Annotated in this window: 17 protein-coding genes; 1 reads left to right on the top strand and 16 read right to left on the bottom strand. The window is 56.1% G+C overall.

Annotated elements, in window-relative coordinates:
• Nucleotides 1–16 precede the first annotated feature (16 nt).
• The 7 genes from HMPREF7545_RS01615 to HMPREF7545_RS01585 form a co-directional block, all read right to left on the bottom strand.
• On the bottom strand, nucleotides 17–877 hold the full coding sequence (locus HMPREF7545_RS01615) for an NAD(P)/FAD-dependent oxidoreductase (protein WP_006693917.1): 861 nt from the start codon (nucleotides 875–877) through the stop codon (nucleotides 17–19).
• A 75-nt stretch (nucleotides 878–952) separates the two neighbouring features.
• On the bottom strand, nucleotides 953–1,906 hold the full coding sequence (locus HMPREF7545_RS01610; protein WP_006693916.1) for a ribose-phosphate diphosphokinase: 954 nt from the start codon (nucleotides 1,904–1,906) through the stop codon (nucleotides 953–955).
• Nucleotides 1,907–2,048: 142 nt separating this feature from the next.
• A complete protein-coding gene (glmU, locus tag HMPREF7545_RS01605; protein WP_006693915.1) occupies nucleotides 2,049–3,413 on the bottom strand; it encodes a bifunctional UDP-N-acetylglucosamine diphosphorylase/glucosamine-1-phosphate N-acetyltransferase GlmU in 1,365 nt (454 codons plus the stop codon).
• Between the two features lie 26 nt (nucleotides 3,414–3,439).
• Nucleotides 3,440–4,177, bottom strand: a complete 738-nt coding sequence (locus HMPREF7545_RS01600; protein ID WP_006693914.1) for a GntR family transcriptional regulator — start codon at nucleotides 4,175–4,177, stop codon at nucleotides 3,440–3,442.
• Between the two features lie 45 nt (nucleotides 4,178–4,222).
• The gene (gene ispE, locus HMPREF7545_RS01595; protein WP_006693913.1) at nucleotides 4,223–5,086 is read right to left on the bottom strand and encodes a 4-(cytidine 5'-diphospho)-2-C-methyl-D-erythritol kinase; all 864 of its coding nucleotides are present in this window, start codon (nucleotides 5,084–5,086) and stop codon (nucleotides 4,223–4,225) included.
• A 116-nt stretch (nucleotides 5,087–5,202) separates the two neighbouring features.
• Entirely contained in the window at nucleotides 5,203–7,617 is a 2,415-nt protein-coding gene (gene priA, locus HMPREF7545_RS01590; protein WP_006693912.1) for a replication restart helicase PriA, read from the bottom strand.
• 72 nt (nucleotides 7,618–7,689) lie between these two features.
• Complete coding sequence (locus HMPREF7545_RS01585) at nucleotides 7,690–8,046, bottom strand: hypothetical protein (RefSeq protein WP_006693911.1); 357 nt, start codon at nucleotides 8,044–8,046, stop codon at nucleotides 7,690–7,692.
• A gap of 227 nt (nucleotides 8,047–8,273) precedes the next feature.
• Here HMPREF7545_RS01585 and HMPREF7545_RS01580 point away from each other — a divergent pair, with 227 nt between their 5' ends.
• The gene (locus tag HMPREF7545_RS01580) at nucleotides 8,274–8,618 is read left to right on the top strand and encodes a cupin domain-containing protein (RefSeq protein WP_006693910.1); all 345 of its coding nucleotides are present in this window, start codon (nucleotides 8,274–8,276) and stop codon (nucleotides 8,616–8,618) included.
• Between the two features lie 51 nt (nucleotides 8,619–8,669).
• On the opposite strand, the gene HMPREF7545_RS01575 is transcribed toward HMPREF7545_RS01580, so the two are convergent.
• The 9 genes from HMPREF7545_RS01575 to pyrF form a co-directional block, all read right to left on the bottom strand.
• On the bottom strand, nucleotides 8,670–9,455 hold the full coding sequence (locus HMPREF7545_RS01575; RefSeq protein ID WP_040571175.1) for a response regulator transcription factor: 786 nt from the start codon (nucleotides 9,453–9,455) through the stop codon (nucleotides 8,670–8,672).
• A complete protein-coding gene (locus tag HMPREF7545_RS01570; RefSeq protein ID WP_006693908.1) occupies nucleotides 9,433–11,175 on the bottom strand; it encodes a sensor histidine kinase in 1,743 nt (580 codons plus the stop codon). Before HMPREF7545_RS01570 ends, HMPREF7545_RS01575 begins: the two co-directional genes overlap by 23 nt.
• A 119-nt stretch (nucleotides 11,176–11,294) precedes the next feature.
• The gene (locus HMPREF7545_RS01565) at nucleotides 11,295–12,326 is read right to left on the bottom strand and encodes an ABC transporter substrate-binding protein (RefSeq protein ID WP_006693907.1); all 1,032 of its coding nucleotides are present in this window, start codon (nucleotides 12,324–12,326) and stop codon (nucleotides 11,295–11,297) included.
• 68 nt (nucleotides 12,327–12,394) lie between these two features.
• A complete protein-coding gene (locus tag HMPREF7545_RS01560) occupies nucleotides 12,395–14,050 on the bottom strand; it encodes an ABC transporter permease (protein ID WP_006693906.1) in 1,656 nt (551 codons plus the stop codon).
• The gene (locus HMPREF7545_RS01555; protein ID WP_006693905.1) at nucleotides 14,043–15,161 is read right to left on the bottom strand and encodes an ABC transporter ATP-binding protein; all 1,119 of its coding nucleotides are present in this window, start codon (nucleotides 15,159–15,161) and stop codon (nucleotides 14,043–14,045) included. Before HMPREF7545_RS01555 ends, HMPREF7545_RS01560 begins: the two co-directional genes overlap by 8 nt.
• A 371-nt stretch (nucleotides 15,162–15,532) precedes the next feature.
• Nucleotides 15,533–16,765 (bottom strand): methionine gamma-lyase family protein, encoded by a 1,233-nt coding sequence (locus HMPREF7545_RS01550; protein ID WP_006693904.1) that lies wholly within the window; start codon nucleotides 16,763–16,765, stop codon nucleotides 15,533–15,535.
• A 7-nt stretch (nucleotides 16,766–16,772) separates the two neighbouring features.
• Nucleotides 16,773–17,468: a hypothetical protein gene (locus tag HMPREF7545_RS01545; protein ID WP_006693903.1), complete on the bottom strand. Its 696-nt coding sequence runs from the start codon at nucleotides 17,466–17,468 to the stop codon at nucleotides 16,773–16,775.
• A 12-nt stretch (nucleotides 17,469–17,480) separates the two neighbouring features.
• Complete coding sequence (gene pyrE, locus HMPREF7545_RS01540) at nucleotides 17,481–18,056, bottom strand: orotate phosphoribosyltransferase (RefSeq protein WP_006693902.1); 576 nt, start codon at nucleotides 18,054–18,056, stop codon at nucleotides 17,481–17,483.
• Nucleotides 18,053–18,769 carry an orotidine-5'-phosphate decarboxylase gene (pyrF, locus tag HMPREF7545_RS01535; protein WP_006693901.1) on the bottom strand — a complete coding sequence of 239 codons (717 nt, stop codon included), beginning with the start codon at nucleotides 18,767–18,769 and terminating at the stop codon, nucleotides 18,053–18,055. The genes pyrE and pyrF overlap by 4 nt, the downstream gene beginning before the upstream one ends.
• Nucleotides 18,770–18,773: the final 4 nt, after the last annotated feature.

Genomic DNA, 18,773 nt, shown 5'->3' with positions numbered 1-18,773 from the left:
TTCCCTTTGATCTCCGCTAATTCTGCAGATAACGGAGCACCGCAAGGCCTGCCTCGGCGCCCTCATAGACCGCCTTTGCGATCTGCAGCAGGCCGCCCGTGCAGTCTCCAGCTGCATAAACACCGGGAACATTGGTTGCCATATGTTCGTCCACAACGATCTTCCCGTCGTTCAGCAATATGCCGAGTTTTTGAGCGAGCTCCGTGGCTCCTGGAGTTCCGATCGCGATAAAGACACCGTCCGCCTCCATCTCCGTGCCGTCCGCGAATACGATCCGACGGACACGGCGCTCCCCCTCGATACGTGCAATACGCCGAGACTCTGCAGCAATCTCATTCGGAATCTTAATGGCCGGCGGCACACCATTGCTCAACAGACATACATGGGCGGCATGCGGCAATAGAATCCGAGCCTCGTGGAGCGCATATGCTCCCGCACCGATGACGGCGACTTTTTTCCCGCGGTAAAAGAATGCGTCACAGCTCGCGCAGAAGCTGACGCCGCGCCCCTCAAATTCCCTGATTCCCGGCAGAGAGAGTGTCCCGCGCCGTGCCCCCGCCGCAAAAATAACCGCGTCCCCCTCATAGGATCGGCGAACACCTTCGACGAGAAAGCCCCTCCCTGTATCCATCGGCCGCACGGCAACGATTTCATCTTCTTCGAATCCGACGCCCAGTCGTTTTGCTCCCGCTATCCCCTGCCGCTCAAGCTCCGCGCCGGAAACAGGCTCGGCAAATCCGTAGTAATTTTCAACCCATTCTGCTCCGGAAAGGGCGCCAGCCCCCTTCGCCGCCACCGTCACCTCCGCACCTCCGCGACGGGCATAGAGCGCCGCAGAAATTCCTGCAGGCCCCGCCCCGATGATGATGACACGCATACGATACTCCTAAATTTCAGATGTACAAAAAAGGGGCGCTGAACGCCCCTTTTTCTTTCTGCAGGGAACTTATACTTAATGATGGTTAAAGAGCAGGCTCACCGAACGATGACTTTGAATCCGGACTATGACATCGGCAAGCGACTGTGCAAGAGAGAGCGTAACGAGTTTATCTGACTGCTTCTCCGGCGGCAGAGGAATCGAGTCCGTGATCACAAGCTGATCGATGACCGATGCATTGAGACGTTCGACTGCCGGATCACTTAGGATCGCATGCGAGCATGCGGCAAGTACGCGCTTCGCTCCGCGCTGCTTAATCGCCTTTGCTCCCTCGCAAAGCGACCCCGCCGTATCGACGATATCGTCGATGAGCAGTGCCGTCTTCCCCTCGACATCGCCGATGAGATTCATGACCTCCGCACAGCCGGGACAAGGCCGGCGCTTTTCGATGATGGCGATCGGCGCATGAAGGAAGTCTGCCATAATACGTGCGCGCGTAACCCCGCCGAGATCCGGCGAAACAACGACGAGATCCTCGATCTCCTGCTCGCGGAAATATCCTGCGAGCACGGGAGCTGCGGCGAGATGATCCACCGGAATATCGAAAAATCCCTGAATCTGACCTGCATGCAGGTCTACAGTTACAACGCGGGTCACCCCTGCCGTCGTCATAAGATTGGCAACGAGTTTTGCCGAGATCGGCTCGCGCCCGCGCGTCTTGCGGTCCTGACGAGCATACGCATAATACGGAACAACCGCCGTGATGCTGTGTGCAGACGCGCGCTTGCATGCATCTGTGAGGATCAACAGCTCCATAAGGTTGTCATTGACGGGATAGCTGGTTGACTGGATGATGAAGATATCCTTTCCACGGATGCTCTCTTCGATCATCACTTGGATTTCTCCGTTATTGAACTGTCCGACGAAAGCCTCGCAGAGCGGGATGCCAATGCGTTCAGCGATATCTTTCGCTAACTGCGGATTTGCATTTCCCGTCAGGATGCATACATTGTCGGTCGGAAAACTCATCTCTCTGTTCCTCCTAAAAACCGGACGTGCCTTTATTTTTATAGAATACACAAATCTTTTTATAGTATAACACGCACAGTATATTTTTGGAAGGGTGTTCCCCCGTCTTTTTCAATATTCAAGGCTGCCGAAAGTACGGAATTTATCTCCGCTTGTCACGCCATCCCTCGATCTCCTTCTGACGTGCGCGGGCAACGGCAAGCGTGCCGGCTGGGACATCGCGCGTGATCGTCGAGCCTGCAGCGACATAGGAATCCTCCCCCAGGGCAACCGGCGCGACAAGGTTTGAGTTGCAGCCGACAAAGGCGTTGTCGCCGATGACCGTACGGAATTTGTTCCTCCCGTCATAGTTTACCGTGATCGTGCCGCAGCCCATGTTGACATGTTCTCCCATATCGCAGTCCCCGATGTAGGAGAGATGCGGCAGCTTCGATCCCGCACCGATATCGGAGTTCTTGACCTCCACAAAGTTGCCGAGCTTAACGCCCGTGCCAAGATGGCTGTCCGGCCGAATGTGGTTGAACTGCCCGAGATCCGTTCCGCTTTCCACGTCGGCGTCATGAGCATAAACATAGTGCGCCTTGACGCCATCCCCAACCACAGTGTTCTGGAACCGCACATGCGGTCCAATGCAGCAATCCTCGCCGATCACCGTCACTCCCTCCAGAAAGGTAAAGGGGTAGATGACGGTATCCATGCCCACGTGCACTTCCGCATCGATAAATGTCGTGTGCGGGTCCATAATTGTAACGCCGTCCGCCATAAGCTCCTCAACCTTGCGCCGACGCAGAATGCATTCAGCGACGGCGAGCTGACTGCGTGAGTTGATGCCGAGCGTGCTTTCATAATTGTCCGCAACCACCGCCCAGATCTTCTCCCCCGCATCGTGCAGGATGCCGAGTACATCAGGCAGGTAGTATTCTCCCTGTGCATTGTCATTTGTGACCTTGGCAAGCGCCGAGAACAGCGCCTGCGCATCAAAGCAGTAAATGCCTGCATTGACCTCGCGGATTTTGCGTTCTTCCTCCGTCGCGTCCTTATGCTCAACAATCTTGAGCACCTCTCCGCTCTCGCGGCGGATAATGCGGCCGTAGCCCTTTGCGTTCGGCATGATCGCCGTGAGCACCGTTGCCTTTGCTCCCGACTGGACATGTTCCTCATGAAAGCGCGCCAAAAGTTCTGCCGTCAGAAGAGGGGTATCGCCGCAGAGCACCATGATTGTACCGCGCTCCTTTGCGAGCAGCTCCTTTGTCTGGAGGACCGCATGTCCCGTGCCGAGCTGCTCGCGCTGCTCCACATACTCGACACTGTCACCGATGGCCGCCCGAACCGTCTCGCCGCCAAAGCCCGTAACAACGATATTGCGCCGTGCGCCTGCCGCATCCGCCGCATCGATGACATGCTGCAGCATGGCCTTCCCCGCTGCACGGTGCAGCACCTTCGGCAGCTTTGACTTCATGCGCGTACCCTTGCCCGCCGCCAATATGACCGTAACGAAATCCAACATCGTGCTCCTCCGTTCTCCAGAATGCCTTATTCCATTCCTTCTTTGCTCTTTTTATGTTTTCGCTTGACGAGCGTCGTGCCCGTTTTCTTCTCCTGTTCCTCAATGGCATAAAGGAGTGTCCGTTCCGAATTTTCCATATGCTTTGCACCCACTTTGCGCGCATGCCGCGCATCGCCCGCGCCGATCGCATCGACAATCGCGCGGTGTTCCTCGAGCGTTGCCTTGAGGCGTCCCGGATATGACATCGAAATCGTACGGAAACGCGTGAGCTGTTCGCGCAGGTTGCCGATGATTGCGAGCAGGCGCTCGTTGCGCGCTGCCTGGTACAGGAGCTCATGGAACTCGATATCCGTCCGTACAATACGCTCCATATCGTGCTCCTCGATCGCCCGTCCGATGGCGACGAGCAGGCGTTCCAAACGCTCCTGCTCCTCATCCGTAATGCGTTCTGCCGCAAGTTCACAGGCAAGTGCCTCGAGTGCTGCACGAATCTCAAAGATCTCATTGATATCGCGGATGGATACGCTGGCAACATAGGCGCCGCGGCGCGGGACGGTGACAACATATCCCTCCTGCTCCAGCTTGCGGATCGCCTCGCGCACAGGCGTGCGGCTGACCAGCAGTTCATCTGCGAGATCGTTTTCCTTCAGCCACTCGCCCGGCTTGAGGATCCCGCCGCGAATTGCATCACGAAGTACCTCACAGACAATTTCACGAAGCGGCTGATAGCTGTTTACAACAACCGGCGATAGTTTTCCTTGCATAAATAATCCCTCTGTTTTGGATGATATCTTCTCTTGCTCTTCTGACTAGACTCCGTATCTTCCCGCTGTCTGCGTCAGATATACGGCGGCTCCTGTCTCCCTGCGGAATTCCTCGGCAGTATGCGCTGCCGTCTCTTCCTCCGTAAAGAGGCCGAATACAGTGGGTCCGCTGCCGGACATCATTGCACAGGCAGCTCCGTGTGCATACATACGGGACCGATAGTCGCCGACGATGGGATGTGCCCGCTCGGTCACAGGCTCAAGCACATTGCCGACGAGCCGCATACACGCGGTCATATCGCCTGCAGCCAATGCTTCCAAGAATGCGCTGTTGTCGGGACGCTGCTCCGGCGGGTGCGCGTCGTAGGCGCGATACGCCCACGGGGTTGATACATCAACCGGCGGCTTTGCGAGTACCACATGAATCTTTGGAAAATCGGCAAGCGGCTTCATATTTTCCCCGCGTCCCGTTGCGAAAACAGTACCGCCCATAAGGGAAAATGGAATATCCGACCCAATCTGCGCGCCTAACGCACAGAGTTCCGCATCCGACAATCCGAGCGCATAGAGCTCATTCATTCCGCGCAGGACGGCCGCCGCATCGGCACTTCCTCCCGCAAGTCCCGCCGCAACGGGTATCCGCTTCACAATATCAATGCGAACGCCGCCGCGAATGCCGCAGTGCTCTATGACAAGTGCGGCCGCACGCCATGCGAGGTTGCGCTCATCCGTCTCAAGTCCCGGCATATCCACAGTCAGAGCGATTCCGCTCTCCTCCCGCGTCAGCGTGAGCGTATCTGCGAGAGCGAGCGACTGCATCACCGTTGCGATTTCATGATATCCGTCATCCCGAAGCCCCAGAACATCAAGCGTCAAATTGATTTTCGCCCGCCCGCGTATCGTCACCATAGGATGTCATTCCTCCATTGTCTTAGGAAACACGAAAACATACTGCCCATGTCTCCCCGCATATCCCAGATTAGCAGGATTTTCAATCATATTCAACCGTTTTTATTCCTTATTTTTCAAAAAATTGTGATTGGATCAATATCGATTGCCGCGTCATTGCGCAGATGCATCCCGTGTTCACGCAAAAATGCCTGCACATCCGCAAGGCGATCTGTCTTGATGAGAACGACATAGCGATATTCGTCCCGCTCCCGCTCAATCAGCGCAGGCGAGGGACCGATCACCATACAGCCCGCCTGATTTTCAAATGCCTGCTGAACGGATGCCGCGCATGACGACGCCTCACTCCATGCACGCGCGCGGCTCGGATCATGAAAGAGGAGCTTTACGAGGCGGCTGAACGGCGGATAGAAGAGTTCGCGGCGCAGTTCGATCTCCTGCGCATAAAATGCCTCGTAATCCTGCCGCATTGCACACTGCACAGCATAGTGTTCCGGGTTGTAGGTCTGAACAACGACCTCGCCGCGCGCACCATGCCGCCCTGCCCGTCCCGCTGTCTGCGTAATGAGCATAAAGCAGCGCTCCGCCGCACGAAAATCCGGCAGATTGAGACTTGCGTCCGCGCTGATGATGCCGACGGTCTGCACCCCGGGCAAATCATGTCCCTTGGCCACCATCTGCGTACCGAGGAGGATGTCATAGGTCCGCTGACGAAAATGTGTGAGGATCTCCATATGCGCCAGCTTTCGCCCGGTCGTGTCGCGGTCCATGCGCACAATGCGCGCCTGCGGGAAAAGGTTTCTGAGCTCCTCCTCGAGTTTTTCCGTCCCCGAGCCAAAGTATTTGATATAACGGCTCCCGCATATGGGACAGGTCGTCGGAACTTCCGCGTGCAGATCACAGTGATGGCAGATAAGCGACCCGTTCGCATGATATACAAGCGGCAGGCCGCAGATCTTACAATTCATAACTGCACCGCAGGAGCGGCACATGATGAAGGTGGAGTAGCCGCGCCGATTCAGCATGATGATCGCCTGTTCACGACGCGCAAGCGTCTCCGTCAGGAGCGCCTGCAGCGCTGCAGAGACGATTGAGCGGCGTCCGCGGCGCAGTTCCTCGCGCATATCGACGGCACGCACATGCGGCAGAGGCTGACGCCCGATGCGCTCCGGCAGGGTGAGCAACATCAGCTCCCCGGCCTGTGCCCGCGCATAGCTTTCAAGAGACGGCGTCGCGCTGCCGAGGACGAGGAGTGCCCCATAGCGGCGTGCAAGAATCTCTGCGACTACACGGGCATGATAGCGCGGCGATTCATCCTGCTTGTAGGACATATCCTGTTCCTCGTCAAGGATGATGCACCCGATGTTTCCCGCGGGAGTGAAGAGTGCGGAACGCGCGCCGATGATGATCCCTGCCTCCCCGCGCCGCACACGGAAAATCGCGTCATTGCGCTCGGCGACCGAAAGCTGGCTGTGCAGGACGACGATGTCGCCCGCAAATACCTCTTGAAACGCTGTAATGAGCTGCCCCGTAAGAGCAATCTCAGGCACGAGCACAACAACCTGTCGTCCTGCGGCACGCACGGCACGCGCCGTCTCAATATAAACGCGCGTCTTACCGCTGCCCGTCACGCCATGCAGCAGGCAGCCTTGAAATCCGCCTTGCGCAATCGCTGTATGGAGTTCCGCAACAGCAGATGTCTGCGCCGCCGTCAAGGGATCCGCACAGGCGGCCGCGGCGCCCGGTCCGTGACTGTCACGTGTGCTGCGCCGCAAATGCTCGGTCAGAATCCGTGCATCGACGAGATGCTTGATGGTCGCAGGCGAAACGCCCGCCTCTTTCAGCGCAGAGCGCGTATGCTCCCGCGTCTGCCGAAAAAGCGCGAGTGCCCGCGCCTGTGCGGGCCTGCGCGAGAGCGTCGCCAACGCTTCGTCGGTGACCTCCCCTGCTGTGTAATACTTCTCATAGCGCGCCTTATCGCGTTTATCGGCGTGGTATTCTTTGCGCAGGAGATGGTAGCGCAGGAGTTTTTCAATGCTCTCCTCCACCGGAGCGGCAGGTAGTGCGGCGCGCAGCTGCGCCATGCGCAGGCCGCTGCTTGCGCGCAGATGATCATAGACGGCGCGCGCATTCCTATCTGCAAGCAAGGGATGCGCTTCATCTGCATCCGGCTCAGCCATATAGACCGGGAAGATGCGCAGACCGCTTTTGCCCGGCATAAACAGACGCATCATCTCCGCCGCTGAGCAGAGATAAAAGTCTGCAAGCTCCTGCGCAGCGGCGAGCAGTTCCGGCGTAAACCACGCCTCTTCATCCACCGCCTCAATGATCTCCCGCAGCGCGTGCCCGCCGTCGCGTGCGGCATCATAGGGACGTACGGCGACAACGAAGCCCTCGATGCGGACATTGCCGAACGGAACGAATACGCGCCACCCCGCATCAAGCTGAGCCAGTGCAGCAGGGACCACATAGGTGAACGCACGCGCAATGCTTTTGACCGGGATATTGATATAGACATCCGCGACGGTCATATGTTCACCTTCTCAACAAAAAAGCCGTTACACGAAGACATTCGTGCAACAGCTCCTTTCCGTACATGATATTTATGAGGCGATCGCCGCCTGATTTGCAAGGATTTCCTTACAGGCCTGACATGCGGGACAGATGCAGGTATCTTCCCCCTGCTGCTTCGCATCCTTTGCGATAGTATTGAGCTTTTCCGCTTTCTTCTCGCCGAATAAGGCAATGCCCTCAGGCGATTCCGTAAGGCGGATAAGTTCGTCGATCGTCGTCACATCGACCTTAATTTCCTCGATAAGGGAGCGAAACGCCGACTTTTCCTGCTCCGTGCCGGCTGCACGCAGGAATGCCTCTGCCTTTTCCTTTAGGCCTTCATAGGTCGGCGGCACCTCCGTCAGCCTGCGTACTTTTGCAATAACGCCATCGCGGTCCAGCGCCATAATCTACCCCTCCTCAGCCCTCTGCCGAAATACTCTCATATATCATTTCCCCAGAACACTCTGTCTGTTATTATAGGACAACGACGGACATTTGACAACCAGAAAAAATTTTGTATCTCTTTAAATCCCGAGCATTTTTCTCGGAATTGTGGCTTCGGTCACATTTTTTCCGTCATGTTCCGTGTATCCTGTGAGCAGGAAGAAAGATATACAGAGGAGGAAGCAATATGGCTGTTTTAAATAATATTCAGCATCAGCAGGCGCTTTTGCTCAAGGATCAAGTTGCCTATGCAGAGGGACAGGTTGTCAGTAAAACGCTCGTCCAAAACAAGGGACTCGGCATCACGCTCTTCGCCTTTGCCAAAGGCGAGGGCATCAGCACGCATGAGTCGAAAGGCGACGCGCTTGTGACGGCGCTCGAAGGCGAGGGCGTTATCACCATTGACGATAAGACCTATGCGCTCAAGGCCGGTGAAAGCATCGTGATGCCCGCCCGGCATCCGCACTCGGTCTACGCGGCAAAGGATACACCGTTTAAAATGTTCCTCGTCGTCGCGTTCCCCGAGGCATAATTTTCTCCCCAAACGAAAGTCTCCCCAGGCGATTGCCTGAGGAGACTTTTTTTACTCTTCGTCCCGCCGCTGCGCGATACCTTTTGGATTTTGCATAAACTCACGCGGCGAACTCTTCGTGTATTTTTTGAATGCCGTACAAAAATTTTTATAATCGCCGAAGCCATTTTCCTCGGCAACCTCATAGACACGATACTTGCCCGAGGCAAGCTGAGACATTGCCCTCTGCAGGCGCTCCCGCGTCAAAAGTTCGAGGAAAGTCTGTCCGGCGGCTTCCTTGAATTTACGACTCAGATAACTGGCGCTGACACCCGCCTCCTCGGCGAGGAGCTCGATGCTGAGCTTTTCGCGGTAGTCTCTCCGAATACGCTCCATTGCATGCCGCACATAGGGGTTAAGCGCATCATCCTCAAAGTAATGCCGCCAGTCAATACGATCCATCGGGGATTCCTCCGCCCCGCGCGCCTGCTCCTCACCGGCAAGCCGCTGCATGAGTGCGGCGAGTTCCTTTTCATCCACCGGCTTCAGCAGATAGTCCACTGCCCGCAGTTCGATCGCTTTCTTCGCATATCCAAACTCCGCGTAGCTCGTCAGGAAAACAAGATGCGGCAGGATTCCCTCTGCACGCGCATGCTCCGCCATCTCAATCCCATCCATGCGCGGCATCCGAATATCCGTCAGCAGGATGTCCGGGCGTTCTCTGCGCAAAAGTTCCAGCCCTGCCTTGCCGTCGGGCGCATCGCCTACGACAACGCAGTCCATGCTGAGCCAGTCGATCGTACAGACAAGCCCCTGGCGAATGATCTCTTCGTCCTCAACGATGAGAATACGCCGCATCATCCTCATCTCCCTTCCCGCGCTTCACCGGAAGCACCATTTCAACGAGCGTACCGCCCCCCTTCGGCGTTGAAATCTGCACGCCGTATGCGCTGCCATAGAGGAGCTGGATGCGTCGGTGAATATTATAGATTCCCGTATGAACAGAATTGTTCTCCCTGCGTTCCATCATGGTGCGCAGATGGCAAAGCGTCTCCGCCCCCATGCCGGGCCCTGCATCTTTGATGACAATACACAGCTGATCGTCCGCAATGGAAACATGCGTACAAATGCGGATATTTCCCTCCGCATCCGCGCCATAGTGAACGGCATTCTCCACGACGGGCTGCAGCAAAAGCTTGGGAACGAGGCAGTTCTTTGCCTCCTCGTCGATGCACTGCCGGTAATCCAAGCGCGCACCGAAACGCTGGCGCTGAATCTCAATGTAATTTTCGAGATGGCGAATATCCTCCGCCAGCGGAACGCGCTGTACGCGGTTGTCAATACTGTAGCGCAGGAGCGCCGAAAGCGCCGTAATCATGCGCACTGCTGCGTCAGGTTCAAGCTTCGTCATGAACTTAATATTCTCAAGCGTGTTGAAGAGAAAATGCGGATTGAACTGCGACTCAAGCTGCCGCAGTTCGGAAATCACCCCTGCGCGCGCCTCTGCTTCATTCTCCTTTATGAGACGGACGAGGCTCTGCACCATACGGTTGTATTCGCCCGCAATCTCCTCGAACTCATTCCCTGTACGAATCGTGAGCGTGCGGTCAAGGTTCCCGTGCCGAACTGCACGGAAGGCGTCGACGAGTTCATCCATCGCCCTTGTTTTCTCCGCCGTCTCACGCCGCACACTGAGGAAGATCAAAGGAATCATGAGCAGAAATACAGCGAGGAGGATCACCGCCCCGGTTGCAAACTGCGCGATACGGCTGCCGACAGGAAGGAGTGCATAAACTGTGAATTTCCCGTCAAGCACGGGCTCCTGCGCTGCATAAAAGCGCTGCCCGTCTACCTCAACGAGCCCATGCGCATCCGTCAGCTCCGGCGCGAGTTTATGAAATACGGAGTCGCGGAAGGTCGTCATTGTAGAAAACGGAGCACGGCCCTCGCTGTCAGCAATGACAAAGTGAATCTTCTCGCCCGTCTGGAGGCGTTTCTCGAGCTCACGCATTGATACTACAAAGACCGCGTAGCCCTCCGCCGTCTGTTCCCGGGTGGTTCTGGTCTCTGCGCCGGACGAAGATGCGCGGATCGCCTGACCGACAATATAGTCCCACTCCCGATCACTGTGCGGAACAAATTCCTCAATACAGCCCGTCCGCGCATTCATGCGCGAGAACACGCCCCATTGCAGCGGCGGCAGCGAGAGATATGCCGGAACATCGGATTTCGTCTGAAAGAGGATGCGGCGCTCTGCATCAAGCAGATAGAAGTCCGGAAGTGCACCATGCAGATTCAGCTCCGCATAGATGCGCTCAAAGGACATGCGGCGTTCTTCTCCGCCCCCGTGCAGTCCTCCGATGCCGTTCTTGGCAATCGCTGCTGCACGCGCCTCATAGTCCCGCGTCAGCTCCGTAAAGATGTCGCCTGCGGTCCGTGCCTCCTCCTCTGTGCGTGCTGCCACATTTCGATCCCAGTAGATTCCCGCAAGCAGAATACAGATCAACGTTATGAGAAAGCCCGGAACAAGCGCATACTTCATAAGTGCGCTTCGCACTTCGTCTTGGAACCGCCGCATACGCGCCTCCTTTTCGTGAAATTCGATGACTTTCGACTCTATTATAACAGAATATCAATTCATACAAAATACCAGAAGGATTCTCTCCTTCCGGTATCCTGCATTACGCGGCACAAATATTACTGCACACTCGTAAAGATATCCTTGAACTTATCGAGCCATGCCTTCTTGTTCTTCTCGACTACCTGCTCCTCATCGTCGATGATCTTGATCTGATCCTTCGGCAGGAGACCAACCGGCGGATCTACATCGTCACGCACCGAGCGGCGATGGAGCGAGGAGGTGATAATGCTCTGTGCTTCCTTACTCGTGATGAAGTCGATGAACTTCTTCGCATTCGCCATATGCTTTGCGTTCTTGATGATATAGATGCCGTCCGGCTTGGAGATGACGCCCTCCTTCATGTAGACAAGTCTCACTGGGGCACCGTCTGCAACGTACTTTGCGCCGCCCTCCTCAAAGGTCAGGCCAACCGCATACTCACCGTCTGCAACGCCTTTATAGACCGCAGACGATCCGGAAAGCAGCTTGCCGTCGAGATTGCGGCAGAATTTTTCCACATAGTCCCAGCCCTTGTCAGGATCCCCGTTCCCCATTGCATAGAGCATGTTGATAAGATGCTCATAGGACGAGGAGGATTTCGACGGATCAGCAAACGCGATCTTTCCTTTGAGCGCAGGGTTCAGCAAGTCCTCATAGCCCTCGACTTTTACATCGCCGAGGAGATTCGTGTTGACCATGATGACACTCGGGATATCCGTAAAGCGCGTCATCGGTCCCTCGACATTCTTGAACGCGGCCTGGATATGATCCTCGTTCACCGAAGTGTAGTTCTCAAAGAGATCTGCCTTCGGCTTCATCGTGTTAAGCGAACCGCCCCAGAAGATATCGCCGAGCGGATTCGCCTTTTCGGACTCGACGCGCTTGAGGAGCTCACCCGTGCCTGCCGCGATAACCTCAACCTTCACACCGCTCTGTTTCTCAAACTCCTCGACGAGCGGATTGATAAAGCTCAGCGGATGCGGACAGTAGATGACGAGTTGATTGTCATCCGCCTCCGCCGCCTTCTTCTCTCCTCCGCCGCAGCCGGCGAGCGCGCCGCCGAGCAGCAGAGATGCCGCAAGGACGGCAAATGTTTTCTTGAACTTCATGAGAAAACCTCCTTTGACAGAATTGCTATCTATAACAAAGGCTTTCGCCTGAGGACCCGAGGGAAATATCAGAGCGTTACATCCTTGCTGCCCGAGACCCTGAAGAAGATCACCATCGCAGCGATTGTCGTGAGTGTGAGGATCGTCGAAAGGGCGGCCGCTGTACCGTAGCTGGCGCGGATAACCTCCGTATAGATCGCGACCGACATCGTCTTCGTTGCTCCCGTAAACAGGATGACTGAGGAACTGAGCTCATTGATCGCCGTGATCCACGAGAGGATCGCGCCGCTCATGACGCCGGGGAGCATCATGATCGCCGTCACCTTGAAGAAGGTCTTGAGCGGCGATGCACCGAGACTGATCGACGCCTCCTCAATGCTCGGGCTGATCTGATAGAGAATCGCCGAGCTCGATCGCAGCGTATAGGGCAGGCGTCGTATGATGAGCGAGATGATGATGATGAGCGCCGTTCCCGAGAGGAGCAGCGGCTCCTCATTGAACGCGAGGAGAAGCGTGATGCCCAGCACCGAGCCTGGGATGATATACGGGAACATCGTCAGCGTGTCGATGATGTCTGTGAGTATGCTTTTGCGCCGCGTTGTAAGGTAGGCAACCGTCATTCCGAGGAAGACAATGGCGAGAATCGCCGTCGTACTGAAGAGATAGGTATTCGAGATCGCCGTACCGAGACTGCTGAAGATCGTCGTATAGCTATCGAAGGAATAACCGCCGGTAAAGACCGCACCCCGCGTCTCCAGAAACGAGGTATAGATAACGACGAGCTGCGGGATCATAGAAACGGCGACAAGGAGATAGATGAGAGCGTGCATAAGGACATTTCCCGCGCCCTTCATCTCTTTCACCTCAATAGGACGAAGCGAACTCATTGTGAACGACTTGCGGCTCACGACATACTTTTGCAGGAGAAAGATCGTCGAGGTGATGACAACCATAATCGCTGCCATTGCCGCCGCAAAATTCGCCTGATCGCCGACCTCGTTGATGAACTCCGAGTAGATCATGACCGGCATGACGTTGAACCCCTCGCCAATCAGCATCGGCGTTCCAAAATCCGCCATCGCGTTCATAAACACCATGAGTGCGCCCGCAAGGATCGTTGGTGTGATAAGCGGCACGATGACTGTCACTACCTTGCGGACTCCGCTGCAGCCGAGGCTCTCCGCCGCCTCAATCAGCGCCGCGTCGATATTCTTCATCGCGCCCGCCGCATAGAGGTAGATGAACGGATAGAGCTTGAGCGTCAGGACGAGCAGGATGCCTGTAAAACCATAGATGGACGGGAACTCATACTGAAATGTCTCCTGCAGCCATTGGGTGAGAATGCCGCTTCGTCCGCCGATGAGGATCCACGAATATGCACCGATAAAGGGCGGCGAAAGCAGCGAAATGATGATGCAGATCTCAAGCGCGCTCTTAAAGCGCACGCGGTACAGCGTCATGAAGTAAGCAAGCGCCGTGCCGATCACGATGGCGAGCACCGTTACGCACGCTGTAACGCTGAAGCTGTTGATCATCGACTGGTAATAGTATTTTCGCTCAAAGAAATGCGTAAAATGCTCGAGGGTGAACGCCCCTGTCACGGCATCCTGAAATGCCGAAATAAAAAGCGAAAAGAGTGGATAGATCAGGAAGAGTCCGAATACCACGATGGAGAGTATGGTAACGCCCGTCCAAAAATCCCAGCGTAAATTTACTTTATTCATAACGCACCACGTCCTTCAGGATATTGCGTGCGCCGTCTGCAGTGAAGATGTTGACCTTGCGTGCATTGGGCCGCAGGCGAACCGTATCTCCGACCTCGAGCTGCCGGGTCGCGTGGCCGAGGTCCTGTGAGAACTCAATTGACGCCTGATGCGGCAGAATCATATCGTCAGAGAACCCCAAACTATAGTTGATATATTTTCCGAGGAACACCTTTGTCTGCACTTTGCACGGGAGGCCGTCTTCCTGTATAGACAGCTCCTCCGGACGCACGGAGATCACAACCTCCATCCCGTCCTCCGCCTCTGGACTGAGGTTCTCCATCGGCATCTCGAAACCGTCGCGAAAGACAACGCCCGCCTGATCGTCGGATTTCTTCACACGCCCGAAGAAGAGGTTCGAATGTCCGATAAACGTCGAGACGAAAATATTCCAAGGGCGCTCATAGATCGTCTGAGGACGTGCAGTCTGCTGAATCTCCCCTTTGTTCATAACCGCAATACGATCAGAGATGGAAAGTGCCTCCTCCTGATCATGCGTAACGTAGACCGTCGTAATGCCGACCTTCTTCTGCACGGCGCGGATAGCCGAGCGCATCTCGACGCGCAGCTTTGCGTCAAGATTTGACAGAGGCTCATCCATCAGCAGCACACTCGGATGAATGACAATTGCACGTGCGAGCGCAACGCGCTGCTGCTGTCCGCCCGAAAGGCGCTCGGGCAGCCGGTCCTGATAGTCCGTAATCTGCACGACATCGAGAATGCGGTCGACTTTCTCCTTCATCTCCGATTTCGGCACATCGCGCAGCTTGAGTCCATACTCCACATTCTGACGCACCGTCAGATGCGGGAAGATCGCGTAGCTCTGGAACACCATGCCGATATTGCGCTTATGTGCAGGGATGTCGTTGATACGCCGGTCGTTGAATAGGATATCGCCGCCCTCAATGCTGTTAAACCCCGCAATCATGCGCAGGAGCGTTGTCTTTCCACATCCCGAAGGGCCAAGTAGTGTGAAGAACTCACCGTTGTGGATATGTTCTGTGAGCCCTGGAATGATCGTGAGATCACCGTATTTTTTTACGGCATTCTCGATGTGAATCGCTACGCTCATATAATCCCCTCCAAAATGACATCTTATTTCGGACAGCATCGAATCCTTTCGCCCTCTATTCGTCTGATTATTTATAGTATACAAAAAGAAACAGCAAAAGAATATCCACAAATCTGTAAAAATATCCGAAAAACTGAACTTGCTTGTAAAATAAAAATCCCCCACCAATAGGAAGCAATCCTATGATGAGAGATGTATCGTCCCTAAGTGCCCTCTAGTGAAGCAAATGAGTGTAGCGCGCGGCACGCCCCGACAATTTTTATCGTTCAAGTGAAGCGCGTTTAAAATTCATCGGCATAAGCGTACAAGCACGGATCACTTGTACAGCTAAGTGTTCGCGAGGGACACGCACCAAACACACGAAGCAACCATCATCGAACTGCTTCCGCAGCAGCCATCACACCGAGTGCCGCATGCTCGAACGTCAGCCCGCCCTGCAGATAGATGCAGTACGGCTCACGCATCGGCCCGTCCGCGCTCAGCTCGATCGACGCCCCCTGCACGAATGTCCCCGCCGCCATGATGATCTGATCGGCATAGCCCGGCATATCCCACGGCTCCGGCGCGGCAAACGAATCCACAGGCGACATTGCCTGAATCGCACGCGCAAATGCTTTCATACGATCTGCATCTCCGAGCACGATCGCCTGAATGATGTCGCTGCGCACATCCGTAAAGCGCGGGAACGTACGACACCCGATCCCCTCGAAGATCCCGGCAGCAAACACCACTCCCTTGAGCGCCTGCGCCACCACATGAGGCGCAAGGAATAGTCCCTGATAGAGGAGACGGTTCGAGACGAGACTCGCACCAAGTTCATCCCCCATGCCGGGAGCCGTCAGACGATAAGAGGCCGCCTCCACAAGATCGCTGCGCCCCGCAATATAGCCGCCCGTCGGTGCAAGGCCGCCGCCCGGATTCTTGATCAGCGAACCCGCGATGATATCAACCGTGGGGACTTCCGTCGGCTCCATCCGATCCACGAATTCGCCGTAGCAGTTATCGACGAATACGATGCAGTTCGGATTTGCCGCCTTGATGCGCGCGCTGACCGTGCGGATATCTTCGATACTGAGCGGCTCGCGCTCGCTGTAGCCACGCGAACGCTGAACGAGAGCCATTTTTGTCTGTGCCGTCACAATGCGGTCGATCCCATCCAGATCAACACGCCCGTCCCGCATGGGCAGTTCGTCATAGCCCACGCCAAACTCTTTGAGCGAGCCGACGCTTTCATGTGCCCAGCCGATGACCGTCTGCATCGTATCGTAGGGCGCCCCCGTGATCGAGACGAGCTGATCGCCGGGGCGCAGGATGCCGAACAGCACCGCTGCGAGTGCGTGTGTCCCCGAGACGAACTGTGTCCGCACGAGTGCACGTTCCGCACCAAAGACGCGGGCATAAAGCTCATCGAGCTTCTCGCGTCCGAGATCGCTGTATGCATAGCCGAAGCTCACGCTGAAATGGGCGTCTGAGATACGGCATGCACGCATGGCGTCCAGCACCTTCTTTGTATTGATCTCCGCAACTTCGTCTATATGCGCGAACGCCCCACACGCTCGATTGATTACATCAGCGCGCAGCGCGCCTAGTTCGCCCCTCTGCAAAACGCCCTCACTTTCCGTTCGTTTCCAACTCCGACTGCGCGCTTGCCTCACGCAGATAACGTACGAGGTGCAGCTTCAGCCGCTGCTCCAATTCCTCAAGACTTTCTGCATCAAACGAATAGCTCACATACGGCATCCCCGCCGCATGATACTCGCCGAAGAACTCATTGCGATAACAGTTGTAATAGATGCCGACGTCATTTCTCCGCGAAAAATCCACATAGTCAATGATGAGGAAGGAACCGTTCGTGAGCTCTGCAGGCGCAGACGGACGAACAAAGAGCGTATAGCCCTCAATTTCCTCCGGCAGCTCCTTCCCGTACGCCCATTTTTCGAGACTTTCGCGCACGGGCAGAAGTTCCTGTGTCGTGAGTGTATCCGCGTGAAGCCCCGCCATCACGCGCGGCAGATTGCGTGTCAGCTCGCGTCCGAATGTCACAAAATCTCCATAGATAAAGGACGCCAGGGCAAAGCTCACAACGCCGATCTCGACGCGCAGCTTGTACGAGGCTGTCGATGCGTCATAAAAGCCGACAACGGCACGGTGCTTTGCCGCGTGATCGTAGCAAAAGAAATCGTACTGTCCCTCGCTCACCTGCCGCTCCTTTGAGAGGACAAAGCCTTCGATTTCAGCAGGGAGTTCATCGAGCACAGAAGACTCCGCAAGCACTGCGTCAATTTTCTCTGTAAAAGCCTGTGCCATCGAGCGTGCCTCTTACTTTCCCGTGCGTCCGCGCTTCGTCATGGGAATGCCCGCGGCGCAGAGCGGACATGCCTCGGGCGTATAGGTCTCGACATCCATCGTGAGGAGCGCCGATGCGGGAACGTCGCCGAACTGTGCCTTGCCGCCGCTGCGGTCAACGAGCATCGCGACCGCAACGGGAATCGCGCCCGCCTCCTTCACGACCTCGATGACCTCCTTGATCGAGCCGCCCGTCGTCACGATGTCCTCGACAATCAGCACACGCTCGCCCGGGCGCAGGGAAAAGCCGCGCCGAAACGTCATATTTCCGTCCACGCGCTCCGTGAAAATCGCGCGTGTCCCAAGCGCCTTGCCCGTCTCATGCGCAAGCAGAATGCCGCCCGTCACGGGGCCGACTACCGTCTCAATGCCCGCATCCCTGTAGCGCTCAGCCGTCGCCTCACAAAGCTGCTGCGTATACTGCGGATGCTGCAGCACATTGAATTTCTCTACGTAATGCGGGCTGTGCAGACCAGAGGTCAGCAAAAAATGCCCGTCCATAATGGCACCCGTCTCAACGAGCAGTGCGCGCACTTCCTCCTGTGTCATAACGCTTCCTCCATCTCCTTCAAAATCAGTTCTGCCGCCGCGCGCGGATCCGGCGCACCTGAAATGGCACGCCCGACAACAATCTGCGAAGCCCCCGCACGAATTGCTCCGGCCGGCGTCATCACCCGCCGCTGATCATCATTGCCCACACCTGCGGGACGGATTCCGGGCGTCACAATCAGAAAATCATCGCCGCAAGTACGCCGAATCTCCAGTGTCTCAGCGGGCGATGCGACCACACCGTCGAGGCCTGCCTCCTGTGCGAGCTGCGCACGTCTGAGAACCGCATCTGCAATTGTCCCCGTATGACCGAGCCCGCGCCAATCCTCTGCATCCATGCTCGTGAGCACCGTCACGCCAATCAGCTTTGGGCAGGGGATGCCCTGTGCCTCTGCCTCACGATGCAGCGCTTCTGCACCTGCCTTCATCATGCGCAGTCCGCCTGCCGTATGCACATTTAGGATATCCGGTCGGAGCCGCAGGAGCGAACAGAGCCCGTTTCCCACCGTATTGGGAATATCATGGAGCTTCAGATCGAGGAATACTCTCTTCCCCTCATTCTTCAGCCATAAAACCATATCTCCGCCGAGCGCATAGAAGAGTTCCATACCGACTTTATAATACCCGACGCTCTCGCCAAGGCGCTGCACGAGCACCTCTGCCTCCGATCTCGTATGCACGTCGAGTGCTGCAATCAATTGATCATCTGCCACGTTT

The sequence above is a fragment of the Centipeda noxia ATCC 43541 genome, from assembly GCF_000160555.1.
Taxonomy (GTDB): Bacteria; Bacillota; Negativicutes; order Selenomonadales; family Selenomonadaceae; genus Centipeda; species Centipeda noxia.
This window is presented reverse-complemented; position numbering and strand designations above follow the sequence as displayed.

What these genes read in the sequence shown, in the direction of transcription:
- HMPREF7545_RS01545 (WP_006693903.1), bottom strand. Translation starts at nt 17,468, where the DNA reads ATGGCACAGGCTTTTACAGAGAAAATTGACGCAGTGCTTGCGGAGTCT.
- pyrE (WP_006693902.1), bottom strand. Translation starts at nt 18,056, where the DNA reads ATGACACAGGAGGAAGTGCGCGCACTGCTCGTTGAGACGGGTGCCATT.
- HMPREF7545_RS01575 (WP_040571175.1), bottom strand. Translation starts at nt 9,455, where the DNA reads ATGCGGCGTATTCTCATCGTTGAGGACGAAGAGATCATTCGCCAGGGG.
- ispE (WP_006693913.1), bottom strand. Translation starts at nt 5,086, where the DNA reads ATGGTGACGATACGCGGGCGGGCGAAAATCAATTTGACGCTTGATGTT.
- HMPREF7545_RS01560 (WP_006693906.1), bottom strand. Translation starts at nt 14,050, where the DNA reads ATGAATAAAGTAAATTTACGCTGGGATTTTTGGACGGGCGTTACCATA.
- HMPREF7545_RS01565 (WP_006693907.1), bottom strand. Translation starts at nt 12,326, where the DNA reads ATGAAGTTCAAGAAAACATTTGCCGTCCTTGCGGCATCTCTGCTGCTC.
- HMPREF7545_RS01580 (WP_006693910.1), top strand. Translation starts at nt 8,274, where the DNA reads ATGGCTGTTTTAAATAATATTCAGCATCAGCAGGCGCTTTTGCTCAAG.
- HMPREF7545_RS01555 (WP_006693905.1), bottom strand. Translation starts at nt 15,161, where the DNA reads ATGAGCGTAGCGATTCACATCGAGAATGCCGTAAAAAAATACGGTGAT.
- glmU (WP_006693915.1), bottom strand. Translation starts at nt 3,413, where the DNA reads ATGTTGGATTTCGTTACGGTCATATTGGCGGCGGGCAAGGGTACGCGC.
- HMPREF7545_RS01600 (WP_006693914.1), bottom strand. Translation starts at nt 4,177, where the DNA reads ATGCAAGGAAAACTATCGCCGGTTGTTGTAAACAGCTATCAGCCGCTT.
- HMPREF7545_RS01610 (WP_006693916.1), bottom strand. Translation starts at nt 1,906, where the DNA reads ATGAGTTTTCCGACCGACAATGTATGCATCCTGACGGGAAATGCAAAT.
- HMPREF7545_RS01570 (WP_006693908.1), bottom strand. Translation starts at nt 11,175, where the DNA reads ATGCGGCGGTTCCAAGACGAAGTGCGAAGCGCACTTATGAAGTATGCG.
- priA (WP_006693912.1), bottom strand. Translation starts at nt 7,617, where the DNA reads ATGACCGTCGCGGATGTCTATATCAATATCCCGGTCAAAAGCATTGCG.
- HMPREF7545_RS01615 (WP_006693917.1), bottom strand. Translation starts at nt 877, where the DNA reads ATGCGTGTCATCATCATCGGGGCGGGGCCTGCAGGAATTTCTGCGGCG.
- HMPREF7545_RS01585 (WP_006693911.1), bottom strand. Translation starts at nt 8,046, where the DNA reads ATGGCGCTGGACCGCGATGGCGTTATTGCAAAAGTACGCAGGCTGACG.